We start from the raw sequence: 16,441 nt of genomic DNA, 5'->3' as shown, positions 1-16,441 counted from the left end.
GGATGACCAGACTTTCGATCGTGCGGCACGGACAGACCGAGTGGAACCTGCGCACGCGGATCCAGGGCAGCACAGACATCCCCCTCAACTCGACCGGCCGGGCGCAGGCCGCCGAGGCGGGGCTGAGGTTGCGAGCCCGGCGCTGGGACACCATCGTGACGAGCCCGTTGGACCGTGCCCACGAGACGGCCCGGATCATCGCCGGTGAGCTCGGCCTGCCGAGCCCGGAGGTCATCCCGGAACTCACCGAGCGCCATCACGGCCAGATCGAGGGACTCACGTTCGCCGAACGACAGCGCCGCTTTCCCGACGGCGTGCCCGTTCCCGGCCTCGAGACGCGCCAGGAGGTGCTCGACCGGGTGCTGCCGGCCTTCGGGTTGCTGGCCGCCGCGCGCCCCGGACAGTCCGTGCTGGTCGTCTGTCACGGCGGGGTGATCGGAACCCTGCTGCGCCATAGCACGGCCGGGGAACGGCCGCGCCAGAACGAGATCATCGCCAACGGCTCCGTGCACGACTTCGTCTGGCGGGACGGTCGGCTCGAGCTGACGCATTTCGACGCCACACTGCGCGGCCGAGCCGAGAACACGCACTACACAGGCTGAGCCGGCTGCTCCGCGTCGATGCCGGGGCCCGTAGACGTCTCGGTCCGGGTACCGGCATCATCCGCGGTATCGGTATCGGTATCGGTGCCGGTAAGCAGTTTCAGGAGCCGCCGGGCCGAATCGCGCCAGGTGAAGCGTTCCGCCTCGATGACGGAGGCTGTGGAGCGGGCCGCCCACTCCCCCGCGCCCAGCCGCCGAACGGCCAGGGCGAGCGCGTCGGTGCTGGCCGGGTCGAAGTAGAGCGCAGCGTCGCCGCCGATCTCGCGAAAGATCGGGATGTCGCTCACCACGACGGGGATGCCGAGGCTCATCGCCTCGACAAGCGGGATGCCGAATCCTTCGTCCAGAGACGCCGTGACCAGCGCGGTCGCGGAGCCCAGCACCCGCAGGTACTCCTCGTCGGTGACGCCGTTGTGGAACACCAGCGTCGCCTGCGGCGCGAGGGCGGTCAGGCGTTCCCGTTCCCGGTCGCTCACCTGGCTCATCAGGTGCAGCTCATGGCCCGGCAGTTCCGCGGCTGCGCGCACCAGGGTGTCCACGTTCTTGTACGGCATGAACGAGCCCATGTAGACCAGGCGACCCGTTTCCGCAGCGGCACGTCCGGCGGGCGGCGTCGACCGCGTGTCGGCGGCGTTGTGGACGACCGTGACCGGCCGCCGTGTCAGACGGTTGTCCCGGATCAGGTCCCGGGTAGTCTCGGAGACGGTGACGACGCCGTCCGCCCGGTTCAGGAGCATCCGCTGCGGCCACCACGACAGGTGATACAGCCGCCAGATCAGGCGCAGCAAACCGGGCAGGTCCCGCGGCGGGGTGCGATTGCGGTAGTAGATCAGGTCGTGCACGGTGAGGAACAGCCGGTACTTCCGGCCCCAAGAGCCCATCGTCTGCATCGGGGAGAACACGACGTCGGGCTTCAGCTGGTTGACCTGGAGGGCGATGAACGGCTCCCGGACGCTGGTCGGGGCGCTCACGAGCTGCCAGGGCAGATCCGGAAGCAGGTCGAGCTGCCGGTGGTCATGGATCAGCATGGTGACCGGGTGGAGCTTGCCCAGTTCCGTGACCAGCCCGGCCGTGTACCGGCTGATGCCGTCGTGCCGGTCGAATCGGGTGTAACGGCAATCGAAGACGATTCTCATTTCGTCTCCGTTTCGCCGAGGAAGTGGCGCAGGGCGTCCGCCGCCTGCGCCGGCACCTCGTAGTGGATCAGGTGGCCGACGTCGGGGATCACCTGCAGGGTGGCATCGGGGAACAGCTTCTGCAGCCGGTACTGGGCTGCGACCGGCGTGATGTCGTCTTTCTCCGCCGCGATCAGCAGCGTGCGCTGCGGGATGCGACCGGCGAACTCGCTGACGTCGGAGCCGACCGATGCGGTGAAGGCTTCCAGCACAACCCGGCGATCCGCGAAGGCGGAGAAGTAGCGGTCGTGCTGGTTGTGGATCCAACGGCGCAACCCGGGATCCCCCGTCTTTGCCATGGTCACGCTCATCACGCGGACGATGACGCGGTTGCGCAGCAGGGCGAAGCCGAGCCGTTCGGGCAGACGCGCGGCCACCCAGTAGTAGAACATCGCCAAGCGGGTGAGGATGCCGCGCGGACCGGCCAGGGCAGGTGCGGCGATGGGGTTCACCAGAACCACATCGTCGGCGTGCAGTCCCCCTGCGACGGATGCCGCGACGATAATCGATCCGAACGAGTGCCCGAGCACCACTTTGCGCCCGGTCAGACCCAGAGCTGCCACGAACTCGGCCAGCCACCGGCCGTAGCCCGCGATGTCGTGCCGGCACCCCTGGAGCACCCCGGACTCGCCGAAACCGGGAAGGTCCGGTGAGATCATGCGGAATCCGGGAAGCTGGGCGACCACGGGCTCCAAGCCGTGGTGGTCGCCGCGGAAGCCGTGCACCATCACGATGGTGGTGTGCGCGGTTGGATCGCCGTACTCCCAATACCGCGTTTCGCCGCCCAGCACCGGGACGTCGCGGACCCTGACAGGGATCTGGGCGAGCTGTGAATCGTAGGGCGAAGGAACATTCATCGTCCCAAGTTTAGGCCGGCCGACGGCTGTCGCCGGACGCCCTCCACAGAGACACGAAGAACTCGAACTGGGCCCTCGACTCCGTGCGGCGCCAGTTCTCCGACCACCGCTTCTTCGTGAACCAGCCGGACCTGAACTGCCTTCCCCATAACCCGAGGCGCCCGGGGATGACGGTGGTCGCCCCTAGGCTTTCCCCATGAGCAACTGGAGTGACACCCTCGCCGTTTTCGACCTTGAGACGACCGGCATCGACGTGGAGACAAGCCGCATTGTGTCGGCCACCGTCGCGATCATCGATGTGAGCGGGGAGGTGCTCGAACGCGTGGACTGGCTCCTGGATCCCGGAATCGAGATCCCGGCCCAGGCCACCACCGTGCACGGCATCACGACCGAGCATGCCGCCGCGAACGGCCGGGTCGCCGCCGACGGGGTGGCCGAGATCGTCGCGACGATCCGGGAGCACCTCACCCGGGGTCTTCCTCTGGTGGCGTACAACGCGCCCTACGACCTCACCCTGCTCAACCGCGAGTCGATCCGCTACGGGGTTGCCCCGCTGGTCTCACCGTCGCCGGTGGTCGACCCTCTCGTCATCGACAAGGCCCTCGACCGGTACCGCAAGGGAAAGCGCACCCTCGCAGTGACCAGTGCGTTCTACGGTGTGCCCCTCGATGACGCGCACGACTCCGGGGCGGATGCGATCGCGGCCGGCCGGGTGGCCCAGGCCATCGCCCGGGCGCATGAGAAGACCCTGCCGGTCACCGTCGGCGAGCTGCACCAGCTCCAGGCACAGTGGTCCCTGCAGCAGGCGGAGAGCTTCCAGGCCTACATGCGCCGCGAACGCGACCCCGCGTTCGTCGCGGCGGGCGGCTGGCCCGAACGCTGACCCGGCAGCACCCGGGCGACAGCGACACCTGACCCAGTTCCGCAACATCGAAAGGGCGGCCAGCCGAAGCTGGTCGCCCTTTCGTTGTGCAGGATGCTACGGTGTGGCGCGGTTTTACTTGCCGAAGCCCTTGTAGCGTGAGTTGAACTTCTCGACGCGGCCGGCGGAGTCCATGATCCGCTGCTTGCCGGTGTAGAAGGGGTGCGACTCCGACGAGATCTCGACGTCGATGACCGGGTACGTGGTTCCGTCGGTCCACTCGATGGTCTTGGAGCTGGAGACCGTCGAACGGGTAAGGAACGTCGCACCCGACGCGAGGTCGCGGAAAACCACGGGAGCGTACGTGGGGTGAATGTCAGACTTCATGAAGACTTCCTTATTGCTGTTCGATTGGTGAGTTGCGCTTCGATTAGCGAGTACAGACTCGCCAGGTGCGGCAGGAAAAACTATACGGTCCAAGGACCGACTGTCGAGTTTAGCAGAATCCACTGGCTGTGACCGCCATCCGGTGGCGGTCAGATCGCGCGAGCGCTGAAACGTCCGTCGGCCTCGTGCAACTCGATGGACAGACCGAACGCCTCGGTCAGTGACTCCGCGGTCAGCGCGTCGGCGATGGGCCCGGCGCTGACGATGCGGCCGTTGGACAGGAGCAGGACGTGCGTGAAGCCGAGGGGGATTTCCTCGACGTGGTGGGTGACCATGATGATCGCCGGCGACCCCGACTCGCTCGCGTAGCCGCCGAGGAGCTGCAGCAGTTCCTCGCGCGCGCCGAGGTCGAGGCTCGCGGCCGGCTCATCCAGAAGCAGAACCTCGGGGTCGGTCATGATGGACCGCGCGATCTGCACCCGCTTCTGCTCGCCGTCGCTCAGCGTGCCGAACTTGCGGTCGGACAGAGCATCCAGCTTCCACTCGCCCAGCACCCGCTGGGCGCGGCGCTCGTCGATGGCTTCGTACTCTTCGGTCCAGCGCCCGGTGACGGAGTACGCGGCCGTCATCACCACATCGAGGACCTTCTCGTTCGCGGGGACCCGGCGGGCCATCGCCGTCGAGGCGAAGCCGATCCGCGGCCGCAGCTCGAAGAGGTCGGTGCGTCCGATCGGTTCGTCGAGAACGACGGCACTTCCGCTCGACGGGTGGATGAGGGCGGCGGCGATCTGCAGCAGCGTGGTCTTGCCGGCGCCGTTCGGGCCCAGGATCACCCAGCGCTGGTCGTCATCAACACTCCAGTTCACTGAGTCGAGGATGGGTGTGCCATCCCGGACGACGGAGACGTCGGTGAAGTGGAGAACGTTGACCATAAGGCCATGTTATCTGCCGCCGCCGATGCCCACACACGCGAAACGGGTGCCGCGCATTCCTGCAGCACCCGTTGGGGCGGTTAGTCAGAGCCCGACTTAGAGCAGTGCGGCGTAGATCTCCCGGGTGCGGGTGGCGATTTGGGTCCAGCTGAACATCTGCTCGGCCCTGACCCGGCCGGCTCGGCCCATCGCGGCGGCGTTGGCCGGGTCGGCGAGGACCTCGATCAGGGTGCGCGACAGGTCCGAGACGAAGAGGTCGGCATCGATGGGGGTTCCGGTTCCGTCGGTGGCCTGGTCGATGGGCACGAGCCGGCCGGTCACGCCGTCGGCGACCACCTCGGGGATGCCCCCGGTCGCAGTTCCGACGACCGGCAGCCCGCAGGCCATGGCCTCCAGATTGACGATGCCGAGCGGTTCGTAGACCGACGGACAGACGAAGACGGTGCCGGCAGTGAGCACGGCGGCCAGGTCGTGCTGCGACAGGAGGCGATCGATCCAGACCACGCCGGAGCGTTCGCGCTGGAGGGCCTCGACTCCGGCCGTGACCTCGGCCAGGATGCCCGGGGTGTCGGGGGCGCCGGCGCAGAGCACCAGCTGCACCTCCGGTGGCAGCAGGGCAGCCGCGCGGAGCAGGTACGGAAGCCCCTTCTGCCGGGTGATGCGGCCCACGAAGACCACGGCCGGTCGGTCCGGGTCGATGCCCAGTGCCCGCACGGTGTCCCGGTCGTCCGTGGGCTTCCACCGTTCGAGGTCGATGCCGTTGTAGACGACGTGCACCCGAGCCGCGTCAAGTGCTGGGTAGCTGCGCAGGATGTCGCGGCGCATCCCACCGCTGACGGCGATGACGGCATCCGCGGCTTCGAAGGCGCTGCGTTCGATCCAGCTGGAGACCCGGTAGCCTCCGCCGAGCTGCTCGGCTTTCCAGGGGCGGAGCGGCTCGAGGCTGTGCGCGGTCACAACGTGCGGAATCCCGTGCAGGAGCTTCGCGAGGTGGCCGGCGCCGTTGGCGTACCAGGTGTGCGAGTGCACGATGTCGGCGCCGTGCACGTCCTGCGCCATCTGGAGGTCGACGCCGAGCGTGGCCAGCGTCGCATTCGCGCCCGCCAGTTCCGCCGGCACCTCATACGCGTGGGTGTCGACGGCGTCGCGGGGCGCGCCGAAGCATCGCACGGAGACGTCGATGTCGGTGCGAAGGGCCTTCACAAGCTCCGCCACATGCACGCCTGCTCCGCCGTAAATCTCCGGGGGGTATTCCTTGGTCAACAGATCCACTCGCATGAGGCAAAGCTATCGCAGGCTGGCCGGAGGCACACCCACTCGTGCTGGATCGACGTGACGAATGGCCCTACTGTAAAGACATGCAGTCAAAGAAGATCTTTGGAATCGTGCTCGCCGGCGGAGAAGGAAAACGGCTCATGCCGTTGACGGAGGACCGTGCGAAACCGGCCGTTCCTTTCGGGGGTCATTACCGGCTGATCGACTTCGCGTTGTCGAATTTGATTAATTCGGGCCTCACCCAGATCGTGGTTCTCACTCAGTACAAGTCCCACAGCCTTGACCGTCACGTCTCCCAGACCTGGCACGTTTCTGGTGGCCTCTTCAACTCTTATATCGCATCGGTGCCGGCGCAGCAGCGTCTCGGCAAGCGCTGGTTCAGCGGATCCGCGGACGCGATCCTGCAGAGCCTCAACCTGATCCATGACGAGAAGCCCGACATCGTCGTCGTCGTGGGAGCCGACCACGTCTACCGGATGGACTTCAGCCAGATGATCGAGGCTCACATCGCCTCCGGAGCCGCCGCAACCGTCGCGGCCATCCGTCAGCCGATCGGTCTGGCCGACCAGTTCGGCGTCATCGAGGTCGACGCGGCGACGCCGGACCGCATTCGTGATTTTCGCGAGAAGCCGAAGGATGCCGTCGGCCTCGCCGATGCCCCGCACGAGGTCTTCGCGTCCATGGGCAACTACGTTTTCAACACGGAGGCGCTGATCGAGGCCGTCCTGCGCGACGGCGAACGCGCCGACTCGAGCCACGACATGGGTGGCGACATCATTCCCGATTTCGTGTCCCGCGGTGAGGCCGGCGTCTACGACCTCAAGCTCAATGACGTCCCCGGATCCACCGACCGAGACTGCGACTACTGGCGCGACGTGGGTACCATCGACTCCTTCTTCGAGGCGCACCAGGACCTGATCAGCGCACTGCCCGTTTTCAACCTCTACAACCAGAAGTGGCCTATCTTCAGCCAGCAGCTCAACTCTCCGCCGGCGAAGTTCGTCCGGGACGGACGCGGCTTCCTCGGCACCATGATCGACTCGATCGTTTCCCTCGGCTGCGTCATTTCGGGAGCGCACATCGAACGCAGCGTTCTCGGCCCCTGGGCCGCCATCGATTCCGGTGCCCAGGTGGTGGACTCGATCGTCTTCGACCGGGTGCAGATCAAACCGGGTGCGACCGTGCGTCGGGCGATTCTGGACAAGGACGTGGTGGTCGCCGCCGGAGCGGAAGTCGGCGTTGATCGTGAGCGTGACCGCGCACGGGGGTTCAGCGTCACCGAGTCCGGCATCACCGTCGTCGGCAAGGGAGTCCACGTCCACCCGTGACCGTGTTCGTTCGTTTCCTCGTCGTCCTGGACGCCGATTCCACCCTGATCGAAGACGAGGTCATTGAGTTGCTCGCTGATGCGGCCGGCTCGCTGGCCCTCGTCGCCGAGGTGACCGAGCAGGCCATGCGCGGCGAGATCGATTTCGCGCAGAGTCTACGGCTCCGGGTCAAGACGCTGGCCGGACTGTCCACGGATGTTTTCGCGGAGGTCGGGCGGCTCGTCCGCCCGACTCCCGGGGTGCAGGAACTCATCGACGGCCTGCACGCCCAGGGCAGCAGAATCGGGGTGGTATCGGGCGGCTTCCACGAGGTGCTCGACCCGCTGGCTGCCGCCTTCGGCCTCGATCACTGGCGGGCGAACCGGCTGGAGGTGGCCGACGGTCGCCTCACCGGCGGCCTGGTCGGACCCGTCATCGACGCCGCCGCCAAGGCCGCGGCCCTGCGGGAGTGGGCCGCCCTCGAGGGCGTAGCCCTGCCCCAGACCGTCGCCGTCGGCGACGGAGCGAACGACCTCACGATGATGCGGGCAGCCGGTCTGGGCATCGCTTTCAACGCGAAACCGATCGTGAGGGCGCAGGCGGACCTGGCCCTGGATACCCGCGATCTCAGCCAGATCCTGCCGATACTCGGTCTGCGCGGTTAGTGCCCCATCCCCAGCCCGCCGTCGACGGGGATGACCGCGCCGGAGATGTACCCGGCGTCGTCCCCGGCAAGCCAGGTGACGACCCGAGCCACCTCGACCGGGGTCGCGAAGCGTCCCGCCGGGATGCTGCGCTTGTAGTCGGCCTGCTGCGACTCGGAGAGTTTTGCGGTCATGTCGGTTTCAATGAAACCCGGTGCGACGACGTTGGCCGTGATGCCCCTCCCGCCCAGTTCACGGGTCACCGAACGGGCGAGGCCGATCAGACCGCTCTTCGACGAGGAGTAGTTGACCTGTCCCGCGGAGCCGTACAGGCCGACCACGCTGGAAATCAGCACGATGCGGCCGAACCGAGCCTTGAGCATCCCCTTGGACGCACGCTTCACGACTCGGAATGCGCCGCTCAGGTTGGTGTCGATGACCGAGGTGAAGTCGTCCTCGCTCATGCGCATCAGCAGCATGTCCCTGGTGATGCCCGCGTTGGCGACAACCACCTCGACGGGGCCGAGCGCCGCCTCGATCTCGGTGAACGCGGCGTCGATGGATGCGGCGTCCGTCACATCCGCGCGCACCGTCAAGCTGCCGCTCGGACCGTCCCCGGAGCGGGCGGTGACCGCGACGCGGTGTCCCTGCCTGATGAACTCCTCCGCGATAGAAAATCCGATGCCGCGGTTTCCCCCGGTGACAAGGACAGTTCTGCCAGTCGTCATGCTGGGTCCAATCTCTTTTTCTCAGCGAACGAACAGCCGTACGCGCGTGTTTTCCAGTTTAGGGCGTCTACGTTTATGTCCGACGAGACGTAGAATTTGTAGAGAGAAACTCCCCGACTGACCGAATCGATGGCATCCATGAAACAGCAGTCGATCACCTCGCTCCCCCCTTCACCCGAGGAGGAGCGTCGAGCCCGGATGATCAAATACTTGATCGCCATGGGCATCCGGATGGTCTGCATCGTGCTGATGCTCTTCGTCCAGGGTTGGTGGCTTCTCGTCTGCGCCGTCGGCGCAATCGCCCTTCCCTACTTCGCGGTCGTCTTTGCGAATGTTCAGAGCAGCGCCGTGGCGTCCACGGTCGTCCGACCGGGAGCCGTGCAGGTGTTCCGGGCGCCGCCTCGCGGACCGGATAATGACGAGAGCGGAACGTGATCGGCCTCGGCGCCGATCTCGAAACGACGAATTGCTCTCGCGCCGGCTGTCGTGAAAACGCCGACTGGCGGTTGGACTGGCGCAATCCCCGTATTCACGCTCAAGACCGCGTGAAGACCTGGCTGGCCTGCGACCTGCACGTCGATTACCTCCGCGATTTCCTGGCCAGTCGAGACTTCCCATTGGCCGTCTCGCCTCTGCCGGTCTTCCTTGAGGCTGTAGACCCGGAAGCCGGGCCGGCGTGATCGGCTGGAAGTTTGCGTTCACCCGGCGCTGGGCCGGATATCTCGCGCTGACCATCCTCTTTGCGGCCGTGTGCTCCGGGCTCGGTCTCTGGCAGCTCGCGCGACGCTCCGATGCCCTCTCTGAAATGGACAAAGTGGAGACCAACTATGCGGCGGATCCGGTTCCCTTGGCCGAGGCTCTGCCTGGTCTGGACGCGTTCTCCGCGTCTCAGAAGTGGCTGCCCGTTGTCGTGACCGGCACGTATTTGACGGACGACGAGCTGATCGTGCGCAACCGCCCGCTCAATATCCACCCGGGTTTCGAGGTTCTCACTCCCCTGCTGCTCGCCGATGGCTCGGTCTTCATCGTGAACCGGGGCTGGTTGCCGACCGGGCAGACCCCCGACGCCCCGGCATCCGTGCCAACCGCCCCCTCGGGGGTGGTCACCGTCATCGCCCGGCTCAAGGCCGGTGAGCCTTCGTTGGCCGGGCGGTCGGCCACGGGCGACCAGATCGCGACGATCAACCTCGACGAGGTGTCCACCCGGCTGGACCTTCCGACGTATACCGGCGCGTACGGGCTGATGGCTTCCGAAGATCCGACGCCGGACGAACGTCCCGTGGCGGTCACCCGCCCGGTCAAAGACGAGGGGCCTCACCTGTCCTACGCATTCCAATGGTTCGTGTTCGCCCTGATGGGCTTCGTCGGTCTGGGCTGGGCCATCCGGCAGGAGTACCGAGCCGTGAACTTCGACGACCCGGACGAGCGCGTTCGCGCCGCCGAGCGTGCCCGCCGGCAGGCTGCCAAACCCCGCAGCGACTCGGAGATCGAGGATGAGCTCATCGACGGCAGGTGATCGACAGGTCAGAGGGATTCGGAAACACGAATGCCCGGGCCAGCGGGCCCGGGCAGTGTGCTGGGTGCAGGAAGGTGATCAGGCGAGCATGATCAGATCAAGGTAGTCCTTGTTCCAGTGATCCTCGGTGCCATCGGGCATGATCAACACGCGCTCGGGGTTCAGCGCCTCGACAGCGCCCTCGTCGTGGCTTACGAGGACGACAGCCCCGGCATAGTGCGCCAGGGCGTCGAGGATTTCCTCGCGGCTGGCCGGGTCGAGGTTGTTAGTCGGTTCATCGAGCAGCAGAACATTGGCGCCTGACACCACGATCATGGCCAGGGCCAGCCGGGTCTTCTCGCCACCGGACAGAACCCCGGCCGGCTTGTGCGAGTCGTCGCCGGTGAACAGGAACGAGCCCAGAACCCGGCGCGCCTCCATCTCAGTGATGTTGGGCGAGGAGGACACCATATTCTCCAGCACGCTGCGCTTGACGTCGATCGTCTCGTGCTCTTGCGCGTAGTAGCCGATCCGCAGACCGTGGCCGGGCACGATCTCTCCGGTGTCCGGCTTATCCACGCCCGCGAGCATGCGCAGCAGTGTGGTCTTGCCCGCACCGTTGAGGCCGAGGATGACCACCTTCGAGCCGCGGTCGATGGCCAGATCCACGGCCGCGAAGATCTCCAGCGAGCCGTAGCTCTTGGAGAGGTCGGTGGCCATCAACGGGGTGCGTCCGCACGGGGCGGGCTCGGGGAAGCGCAGTTTGGCGACTCGGTCGACTGCCCGCACGGCGTCCAGTCCGGACAGGAGCTTCTCGGCGCGCGCGACCATCTGGTGGGCGGCGGCAGCCTTGCTTGCCTTAGCGCCGAACTTCGCGGCCTGCAGCTGGAGGGTCGACGCCTTCTTCTCGGCGTTGGCGCGTTCCTTCTTGCGGCGGTCCGCGTCGGCCACGCGCTGCCGCTGGTAGTTCCTCCAGTTCATGTTGTAGATGTCGATGACCATGCGGTTGGCGTCGAGGTAGAACACCCGGTTCACCGTGTCGCCGACCAGCTCGATGTCGTGGCTGATGATGATGCATCCGCCGCGATAGTTCTTGACGAACTCCCGCAGCCAGACCACGGAGTCGGCGTCGAGGTGGTTGGTGGGCTCGTCGAGGATCATCGTTTCCGCGGCCGAGAACAGGATACGGGCGAGTTCGATGCGGCGGCGCTGTCCGCCGGACAGGGTTCGCAGCTGCTGGTCGAGGATGCGGTCGGGAAGGTTCAGGTTGCTGGCGATCGACGCGGCTTCCGCCTCGGCCGCGTAGCCGCCGAGGGCGTTGAACTCATCCGTGAGGTTGCCGTAGGTGCGCATGGCCTTGGCGCTGGTCTTGGGATCGTCGCTGCCCATGTCGATACCGGCCTGGGCAAGACCCAGGGAGATCGTTCCGAGGCCGCGGGCATCCAGGATGCGGGTCCGAGCGAGCATGTCCGGGTCGCCCGAGCGGGGGTCCTGGGGCAGATAGCCGATCTCGCCGGTGCGGTCGATCGAACCGTTGGTCGGAACTGTCTCACCCGCCAGAGTCTTCGTCAGTGTCGTCTTACCAGCCCCGTTGCGGCCAACCAGGCCGATCTTGTCACCGGCGGAAACGCGGAAACTGACGTCTTCCATGAGCACGCGCGCCCCAACTCGGATTTCGAGATTTTGCACACTCAGCACAGCAACAGTCCGTTCAGGGGAGTCGTAGAATTTTCTGGCCGAAGCGGGCCAACTCTCCACTATATTTGATCGGTTCCGCCTCGGTGTGCGCCGGCAAGCGAAAGTGCCCCCTGAAGTGCCTTCGCCAGCCAGTCCCGGTAAGCGGCATCCGACCAGCCGAGGTCGAGGACCAGAGACCGGTAGGCCTGTGGATGCCCGAGCGCCCACACCGTTGCCGCCGCCTCGTGGTCGCTCACTCCCCCGCGCAGGCTGTGCCGTGAGCGCAGCGCGCTCGCGACCTCGCCGTACTGGAGAAGTCGCTGGGCGGAACGCCGCATCTCCAGCTCCGCGATGTCTGCATCGACTCCGGCCGCCTGGGCGATCACGCGGTGCACCCCGGACGTCTGGGCGTTCAGGTCGGCGATCCAGCCGGTCAGGATTCGGACGATCTCGGCGGCCGTGCGCGCTTCGGCGATCTGACTGCGCAGCGGTGGGGGGCCGGCTTGCGGTTCGTACGCACGTGCGGCCGCGCGGTCGAGCACGGCGGAGAGAACGGCGGCTTTGCCACCGACCGAGTTGTAGATGGTCTGCACCGCGACGCCTGCCTCGGCGGCGATCGAGCCGAGAGTGGTGGAAATGTACCCCCGCTCAAGCATTAGCTGGAGCGCGGCCCGCACGATCAAGGTGCGGGTCTCTTGCGACTGGGCCTCCCGGCGGGATTCGATGCTCATCAGGACTTCAACCTTCTTTTTAGAATGTTATTCTACACACTGGAATAGTGTTCTAGCAGGCGGTATTTCGGTTCGGGGACCATGCGGCAGCGTTCGACCATGACGTTGTGTGATCGGGAGGGGTGCCCGGGCCGGACTGGCCTCCTATGGTTTCGGCATGACACTCGTGCAGACGCCCGCCGCCCTCTCCCCCCGTGCCGAAGATTGTGCCAGCCGCCTCATCGCCGCCGGAACCGCTTGGAGTGAGCGCATCAGCGCTGACGCGTCGAAAGCGAAGCTGACCTACCGCGTCACGGCCGCCGGCGAGGGCTCGGTTGCCACCCGCATCACGGCCGGCAAGCATGTCTTCCTCGTCGACGAGCCCGGGGCCCTGGCCGGAGACGATGTGGCAGCCAGCCCCGTCGAGATTGCGCTCGGCGCCCTGCTCTCGTGCCAGGTGGTCGTCTACCGCCTCTACACCCAGGGGCTGGGCATCCGGGTCGACGAGATCGAGATTGTCGCGGAGGGCGACCTTGACGTTCGGAGGCTGTTCGACATGAGCGAGGACGTGCGGGCCGGCTTCGCAGCGATCCGCCTGCACATCACCATCACCGGTCCCGAATCCGATGAGCGCTACCAGGAGCTGCGGGCAACCGTCGACGCGCACTGCCCGGTTCTCGACCTGTTCGCGAACCCCACTCCCGTGTCCGTCATCGTCACCAAGGCGTAGCCGGATCCGAAGCCGACCGGTGGCCAGGCCTGTCGCGTCCCGCGGCGCACCGTGTGGAAGCTGGCGCACGATAGGCCGTCCGCCGGCCTCCAGGACGTGCGCCGTGACGCAGTCACCCACTCGTCTAGCGGCGAACAGGGCGGAGGCCTACCGTCGGCTGCAGCTGCAGCCGCACCGGTTGCTGCACGAATGCGAGGAGGTCGACGATGGACCACGAATCAGCCACACCACCCCACCGAACCCGGACGGGCCTCCCCCGTCCGACTCAGATGAGGAACAGGAAAGCGCCAGCCCTGTGGGCGACATGTTCGAGGAGGGTGAAACCGACATCGGGCCGCACCCGTCCCTGATCGATTTGGAGAATTGGGAGCCGTCTGAGTTGGCGTCGTCCGCTGAAACGGGCGCTCGGGAAACGGGCGCTGAGGAGAATACATCGTCCGAGTGACCAGGATCGGATCATCGACCAGGACACGTCGACGGGGCGCCGGCCAGATGGCCGGTGCCCCGTCGACGTGGGTGGATCAGGACTAAATCGGATGCGGATCAAATGCGGATCAAAGGGAGACACCGAGGGCACGGATCGACTCGTTCGGGGCCTTAACCGGATTAATGCGGAATATATTCCGTTTAATAGGAGGATACTTGCAGGCAGCAAGCAGGAAATGGGCATAACGGTGCTGTATATCGCACTCCCGACACGGTTGGGGAGGCATCCTGCTTCTCAAATGGGGACGGTATGGATACAAACTCGATTGATCGAAATATTCCTGCAACAGACATTGGAGCAGGGGGGACGCGGAGAAGTTTTCGAGAGGAACTGGACACGACGCGGTACCACGTGGTGGATGACCACTGGGCCGGCCGGGTCCCTGCCCAGTACGGCGTTGCCCCGCGGGTGCGGATCGGCACGGACAAGTGGTTCAATCTGCTGTGGTTGATTCCCATTGGACTGGTCCTGCTGATCGTGGGGATCGCCATTGCCAAGGGGCTGCGGGAGATGCCCGCGGTGCAGGACTTCATGAGCCAGTATCCGGGTGCGACTGCACTGCCCGACAACGCCCCGGTCGGGTTCCCGGCGTGGGTCGGTTGGCAACACTTCCTGAACCTCTTCATGATGATCTTCATCATCCGGTCCGGTGTCAGCATCATGGCTGACCATCCGCGGCTGTACTGGACCCGGCACTCGACACCGGGTAAGGACTGGTTTCGCATGCAGAAGCCGGTGCCGAGCGATCCGCTCTACACGGCGAAGGAGGACTCAATCACCTTGCCCGATGGTGTCGGCCTGCCGGGGCGCCGTCACTCCATCGGTCTCGCACGGTGGTGGCACCTCGGCGTCGATACGGTCTGGCTGCTCAACGGAATCATCTTCTGTGTTCTTATCTTTGCGACGGGGCAGTGGATGCGCTTGGTCCCGCTGAGCTGGGACGTCGTCCCCAACGCCGCGTCGGCCGCCCTTCAGTATCTGTCTTTGGACTGGCCGGCCGAGAGCGGGTGGACCAACTACAACAGTCTGCAGCTGATCGCCTACTTCATCACCGTTTTCATCGCGGCGCCTCTCGCCCTGGTCACCGGCCTCGGCATGTCCCCCGCGCTGTCGACCCGCTTCCGTAGAATCAGCTCGGTGTTCAGCATCCAGGTGGCCCGTTCGCTGCACTTCTTCGTGCTCTGCTGGTTCGTCATGTTCATCGTTGTGCACGTCACCCTGGTGATGACCACAGGGGCCCTGCGCAACCTCAATCACATGTATGCGTCTCAGGACAGTGAATCGTGGGTCGGCATCGGGATCTTCGCGGCTTCGATGGTCGTCGTCATCGGAGGATGGCTCGCAGCCACGCCTTTCACCTATCGGCATCCTCGTGTGGTGCAGAAGGTCGGTTTCGCGCTGATCGGTCGCGCGCAGCGCCTATTTGAACACATCGACGCGAACCCCGGCCAATACACGGAGAAGGACATTTCGCCGTACTTCTGGCACAACGGCAAATACCCGGACTCCGAGGAATACCAGGCGCTTCGAGCGGGCAACTTCGCGGACTACACACTGCGGGTCAACGGGCTCGTCGAGAACCCCGTCGATTTGAACCTCGCACAGTTGCAGGGTCTCCCCTATCACGATCAGATCACCCAGCACTTCTGTATTCAGGGGTGGTCAGGGGTGGCGAAGTGGGGCGGAATCTCCATGCAGACGATCCTGGATCTGGTGCAGCCGAAACCCGAGGCGAAATGGGTCATTTTCTATTCCTTCGCGGCGGGTCCGGACGGTGGCACGTACTACGACGCCCAACCCATCGAGCAGATGAGCTACAAACTGACCATGCTCGCCTATGACCTCAACGGGCAGACCCTATCTTTCGGGCACGGAGCACCGCTTCGGTTGCGCAACGAAACGCAGCTGGGTTTCAAGATGGTGAAGTGGATCAAGGGAATCGAGTTCGTTGAGGACTTCTCGGAGATCGGTGCGGGGTTTGGTGGTTACCACAACGACCATGAGTTCTTCGGCTACCGGCAGTCCATCTAACGCGAAAACCCCGATTTCCGGAGGAAATCGGGGTTTTCGCGTGCGTTCGGGGAGGATTAGATAGAAAAGCCGAGGGCTCGCATCATGTCACGGCCGTCGTCCGTAATCTTCTCGGGACCCCACGGCGGCATCCAGACCCAGTTGATGCGGAATTGGTCGACGACGCCGTCCAACGCCTCGGCGGTCTGTTCCTCGAGGACATCGGTCAGCGGGCAGCCGGCCGAGGTCAGGGTCATGTGGATGATCAGGGCATTGTTCTCATCGTCCCAGCCCAGGTCGTAGATGAGGCCGAGGTCGACCACGTTGATACCGAGTTCCGGGTCCATGACGTCTTTGAGCGCCTCTTCGATTTCATCGAAGCGCGCCGGGGGCAGCGTGGAAACCATGCGCCTAACCTACGTTCGTTTCGGTGAGAAAGCGATCGTAGCCCTCGTCTTCGAGGCGGTCGGCGAGTTCGGGGCCGCCCTGTTCGGCGATGCGGCCGTCGACGAAGACGTGCACGAAGTCCGGCTTGATGTAGCGCAGGATGCGGGTGTAGTGCG

Annotated in this window: 18 protein-coding genes and 1 pseudogene; 9 read left to right on the top strand and 10 right to left on the bottom strand. The window is 65.5% G+C overall.

Annotation, left to right across the window (positions count from 1 at the left end):
• Positions 1-2 precede the first annotated feature (2 nt).
• Positions 3-602, top strand: coding sequence for a histidine phosphatase family protein (locus E3O18_RS07430; RefSeq protein WP_134395534.1), 600 nt, complete (start codon positions 3-5; stop codon positions 600-602).
• On the opposite strand, the gene E3O18_RS07425 is transcribed toward E3O18_RS07430, so the two are convergent.
• Together E3O18_RS07425 and E3O18_RS07420 are read right to left on the bottom strand one after the other, a co-directional pair.
• On the bottom strand, positions 590-1,738 hold the full coding sequence (locus E3O18_RS07425; protein WP_134417815.1) for a glycosyltransferase family 1 protein: 1,149 nt from the start codon (positions 1,736-1,738) through the stop codon (positions 590-592). The genes E3O18_RS07430 and E3O18_RS07425 overlap by 13 nt on opposite strands.
• The gene (locus E3O18_RS07420) at positions 1,735-2,634 is read right to left on the bottom strand and encodes an alpha/beta hydrolase (RefSeq protein WP_134395532.1); all 900 of its coding nucleotides are present in this window, start codon (positions 2,632-2,634) and stop codon (positions 1,735-1,737) included. The genes E3O18_RS07425 and E3O18_RS07420 overlap by 4 nt, the downstream gene beginning before the upstream one ends.
• A gap of 196 nt (positions 2,635-2,830) precedes the next feature.
• On the opposite strand from E3O18_RS07420, the gene E3O18_RS07415 reads away from it, so the two are divergent.
• A complete protein-coding gene (locus E3O18_RS07415; RefSeq protein WP_134395531.1) occupies positions 2,831-3,517 on the top strand; it encodes a 3'-5' exonuclease in 687 nt (228 codons plus the stop codon).
• Positions 3,518-3,631: 114 nt separating this feature from the next.
• Here the strand turns inward: E3O18_RS07415 and E3O18_RS07410 are convergent, their stop codons facing one another.
• The 3 genes from E3O18_RS07410 to glgA all read right to left on the bottom strand — a co-directional run bounded on the left by E3O18_RS07410 (position 3,632) and on the right by glgA (position 6,093).
• Positions 3,632-3,883 carry a type B 50S ribosomal protein L31 gene (locus E3O18_RS07410; protein ID WP_104102169.1) on the bottom strand — a complete coding sequence of 84 codons (252 nt, stop codon included), beginning with the start codon at positions 3,881-3,883 and terminating at the stop codon, positions 3,632-3,634.
• A 149-nt stretch (positions 3,884-4,032) separates the two neighbouring features.
• Positions 4,033-4,815 (bottom strand): ABC transporter ATP-binding protein, encoded by a 783-nt coding sequence (locus E3O18_RS07405; RefSeq protein ID WP_134395530.1) that lies wholly within the window; start codon positions 4,813-4,815, stop codon positions 4,033-4,035.
• Positions 4,816-4,911: 96 nt separating this feature from the next.
• Complete coding sequence (glgA, locus tag E3O18_RS07400) at positions 4,912-6,093, bottom strand: glycogen synthase (protein WP_134395529.1); 1,182 nt, start codon at positions 6,091-6,093, stop codon at positions 4,912-4,914.
• A gap of 80 nt (positions 6,094-6,173) precedes the next feature.
• Between glgA and glgC the strand changes: the two genes are divergently transcribed.
• Both glgC and serB read left to right on the top strand, forming a co-directional pair.
• Positions 6,174-7,418: a glucose-1-phosphate adenylyltransferase gene (gene glgC, locus E3O18_RS07395; RefSeq protein WP_134395528.1), complete on the top strand. Its 1,245-nt coding sequence runs from the start codon at positions 6,174-6,176 to the stop codon at positions 7,416-7,418.
• Positions 7,415-8,062 carry a phosphoserine phosphatase SerB gene (gene serB / locus E3O18_RS07390; RefSeq protein WP_134395527.1) on the top strand — a complete coding sequence of 216 codons (648 nt, stop codon included), beginning with the start codon at positions 7,415-7,417 and terminating at the stop codon, positions 8,060-8,062. The genes glgC and serB overlap by 4 nt, the downstream gene beginning before the upstream one ends.
• Here serB and fabG read toward each other — a convergent pair.
• Positions 8,059-8,769: a 3-oxoacyl-ACP reductase FabG gene (gene fabG / locus E3O18_RS07385; protein WP_104169936.1), complete on the bottom strand. Its 711-nt coding sequence runs from the start codon at positions 8,767-8,769 to the stop codon at positions 8,059-8,061. The two genes, serB and fabG, sit on opposite strands and share 4 nt — an antisense overlap.
• 129 nt (positions 8,770-8,898) lie before the next feature.
• Here fabG and E3O18_RS07380 point away from each other — a divergent pair, with 129 nt between their 5' ends.
• From E3O18_RS07380 to E3O18_RS07370, 3 genes are read left to right on the top strand one after another with little or no spacing between them, the layout of a single operon-like run.
• Positions 8,899-9,204 carry a DUF3099 domain-containing protein gene (locus E3O18_RS07380; protein ID WP_347232337.1) on the top strand — a complete coding sequence of 102 codons (306 nt, stop codon included), beginning with the start codon at positions 8,899-8,901 and terminating at the stop codon, positions 9,202-9,204.
• A complete protein-coding gene (locus E3O18_RS07375; RefSeq protein WP_134417814.1) occupies positions 9,201-9,449 on the top strand; it encodes a hypothetical protein in 249 nt (82 codons plus the stop codon). Before E3O18_RS07380 ends, E3O18_RS07375 begins: the two co-directional genes overlap by 4 nt.
• Positions 9,446-10,285, top strand: coding sequence for an SURF1 family protein (locus E3O18_RS07370; protein ID WP_134395525.1), 840 nt, complete (start codon positions 9,446-9,448; stop codon positions 10,283-10,285). The genes E3O18_RS07375 and E3O18_RS07370 overlap by 4 nt, the downstream gene beginning before the upstream one ends.
• Before the next feature lie 78 nt (positions 10,286-10,363).
• On the opposite strand, the gene E3O18_RS07365 is transcribed toward E3O18_RS07370, so the two are convergent.
• Positions 10,364-11,962, bottom strand: coding sequence for an ABC-F family ATP-binding cassette domain-containing protein (locus tag E3O18_RS07365; RefSeq protein WP_104102190.1), 1,599 nt, complete (start codon positions 11,960-11,962; stop codon positions 10,364-10,366).
• Between the two features lie 59 nt (positions 11,963-12,021).
• The gene (locus E3O18_RS07360) at positions 12,022-12,672 is read right to left on the bottom strand and encodes a TetR/AcrR family transcriptional regulator (RefSeq protein WP_134395524.1); all 651 of its coding nucleotides are present in this window, start codon (positions 12,670-12,672) and stop codon (positions 12,022-12,024) included.
• Positions 12,673-12,829: 157 nt separating this feature from the next.
• On the opposite strand from E3O18_RS07360, the gene E3O18_RS07355 reads away from it, so the two are divergent.
• The gene (locus tag E3O18_RS07355; protein ID WP_134395523.1) at positions 12,830-13,381 is read left to right on the top strand and encodes an OsmC family protein; all 552 of its coding nucleotides are present in this window, start codon (positions 12,830-12,832) and stop codon (positions 13,379-13,381) included.
• An 841-nt stretch (positions 13,382-14,222) separates the two neighbouring features.
• Entirely contained in the window at positions 14,223-15,899 is a 1,677-nt protein-coding gene (locus E3O18_RS07350) for a molybdopterin-dependent oxidoreductase (protein ID WP_241978141.1), read from the top strand.
• 56 nt (positions 15,900-15,955) lie between these two features.
• On the opposite strand, the gene E3O18_RS07345 is transcribed toward E3O18_RS07350, so the two are convergent.
• The gene (locus E3O18_RS07345) at positions 15,956-16,285 is read right to left on the bottom strand and encodes a metal-sulfur cluster assembly factor (protein WP_134395521.1); all 330 of its coding nucleotides are present in this window, start codon (positions 16,283-16,285) and stop codon (positions 15,956-15,958) included.
• A gap of 4 nt (positions 16,286-16,289) precedes the next feature.
• Positions 16,290-16,441, bottom strand: a pseudogene (gene sufC / locus E3O18_RS16530) (Fe-S cluster assembly ATPase SufC); the annotation flags it as partial.

Source organism: Cryobacterium sp. TMT2-42-4 (assembly GCF_004402645.1).
GTDB classification, from domain to species: domain Bacteria; phylum Actinomycetota; class Actinomycetes; order Actinomycetales; family Microbacteriaceae; genus Cryobacterium; species Cryobacterium sandaracinum.
Note: the sequence above shows the minus strand (reverse complement) of the source record. Positions and strands in the feature narration are given on the sequence as shown.

What these genes read in the sequence shown, in the direction of transcription:
- glgA (WP_134395529.1), bottom strand. Translation starts at nt 6,093, where the DNA reads ATGCGAGTGGATCTGTTGACCAAGGAATACCCCCCGGAGATTTACGGC.
- E3O18_RS07415 (WP_134395531.1), top strand. Translation starts at nt 2,831, where the DNA reads ATGAGCAACTGGAGTGACACCCTCGCCGTTTTCGACCTTGAGACGACC.
- E3O18_RS07410 (WP_104102169.1), bottom strand. Translation starts at nt 3,883, where the DNA reads ATGAAGTCTGACATTCACCCCACGTACGCTCCCGTGGTTTTCCGCGAC.
- E3O18_RS07360 (WP_134395524.1), bottom strand. Translation starts at nt 12,672, where the DNA reads ATGAGCATCGAATCCCGCCGGGAGGCCCAGTCGCAAGAGACCCGCACC.
- fabG (WP_104169936.1), bottom strand. Translation starts at nt 8,769, where the DNA reads ATGACGACTGGCAGAACTGTCCTTGTCACCGGGGGAAACCGCGGCATC.
- E3O18_RS07425 (WP_134417815.1), bottom strand. Translation starts at nt 1,738, where the DNA reads ATGAGAATCGTCTTCGATTGCCGTTACACCCGATTCGACCGGCACGAC.
- glgC (WP_134395528.1), top strand. Translation starts at nt 6,174, where the DNA reads ATGCAGTCAAAGAAGATCTTTGGAATCGTGCTCGCCGGCGGAGAAGGA.
- E3O18_RS07420 (WP_134395532.1), bottom strand. Translation starts at nt 2,634, where the DNA reads ATGAATGTTCCTTCGCCCTACGATTCACAGCTCGCCCAGATCCCTGTC.
- E3O18_RS07380 (WP_347232337.1), top strand. Translation starts at nt 8,899, where the DNA reads ATGGCATCCATGAAACAGCAGTCGATCACCTCGCTCCCCCCTTCACCC.
- E3O18_RS07345 (WP_134395521.1), bottom strand. Translation starts at nt 16,285, where the DNA reads ATGGTTTCCACGCTGCCCCCGGCGCGCTTCGATGAAATCGAAGAGGCG.
- E3O18_RS07405 (WP_134395530.1), bottom strand. Translation starts at nt 4,815, where the DNA reads ATGGTCAACGTTCTCCACTTCACCGACGTCTCCGTCGTCCGGGATGGC.
- E3O18_RS07355 (WP_134395523.1), top strand. Translation starts at nt 12,830, where the DNA reads ATGACACTCGTGCAGACGCCCGCCGCCCTCTCCCCCCGTGCCGAAGAT.
- E3O18_RS07430 (WP_134395534.1), top strand. Translation starts at nt 3, where the DNA reads ATGACCAGACTTTCGATCGTGCGGCACGGACAGACCGAGTGGAACCTG.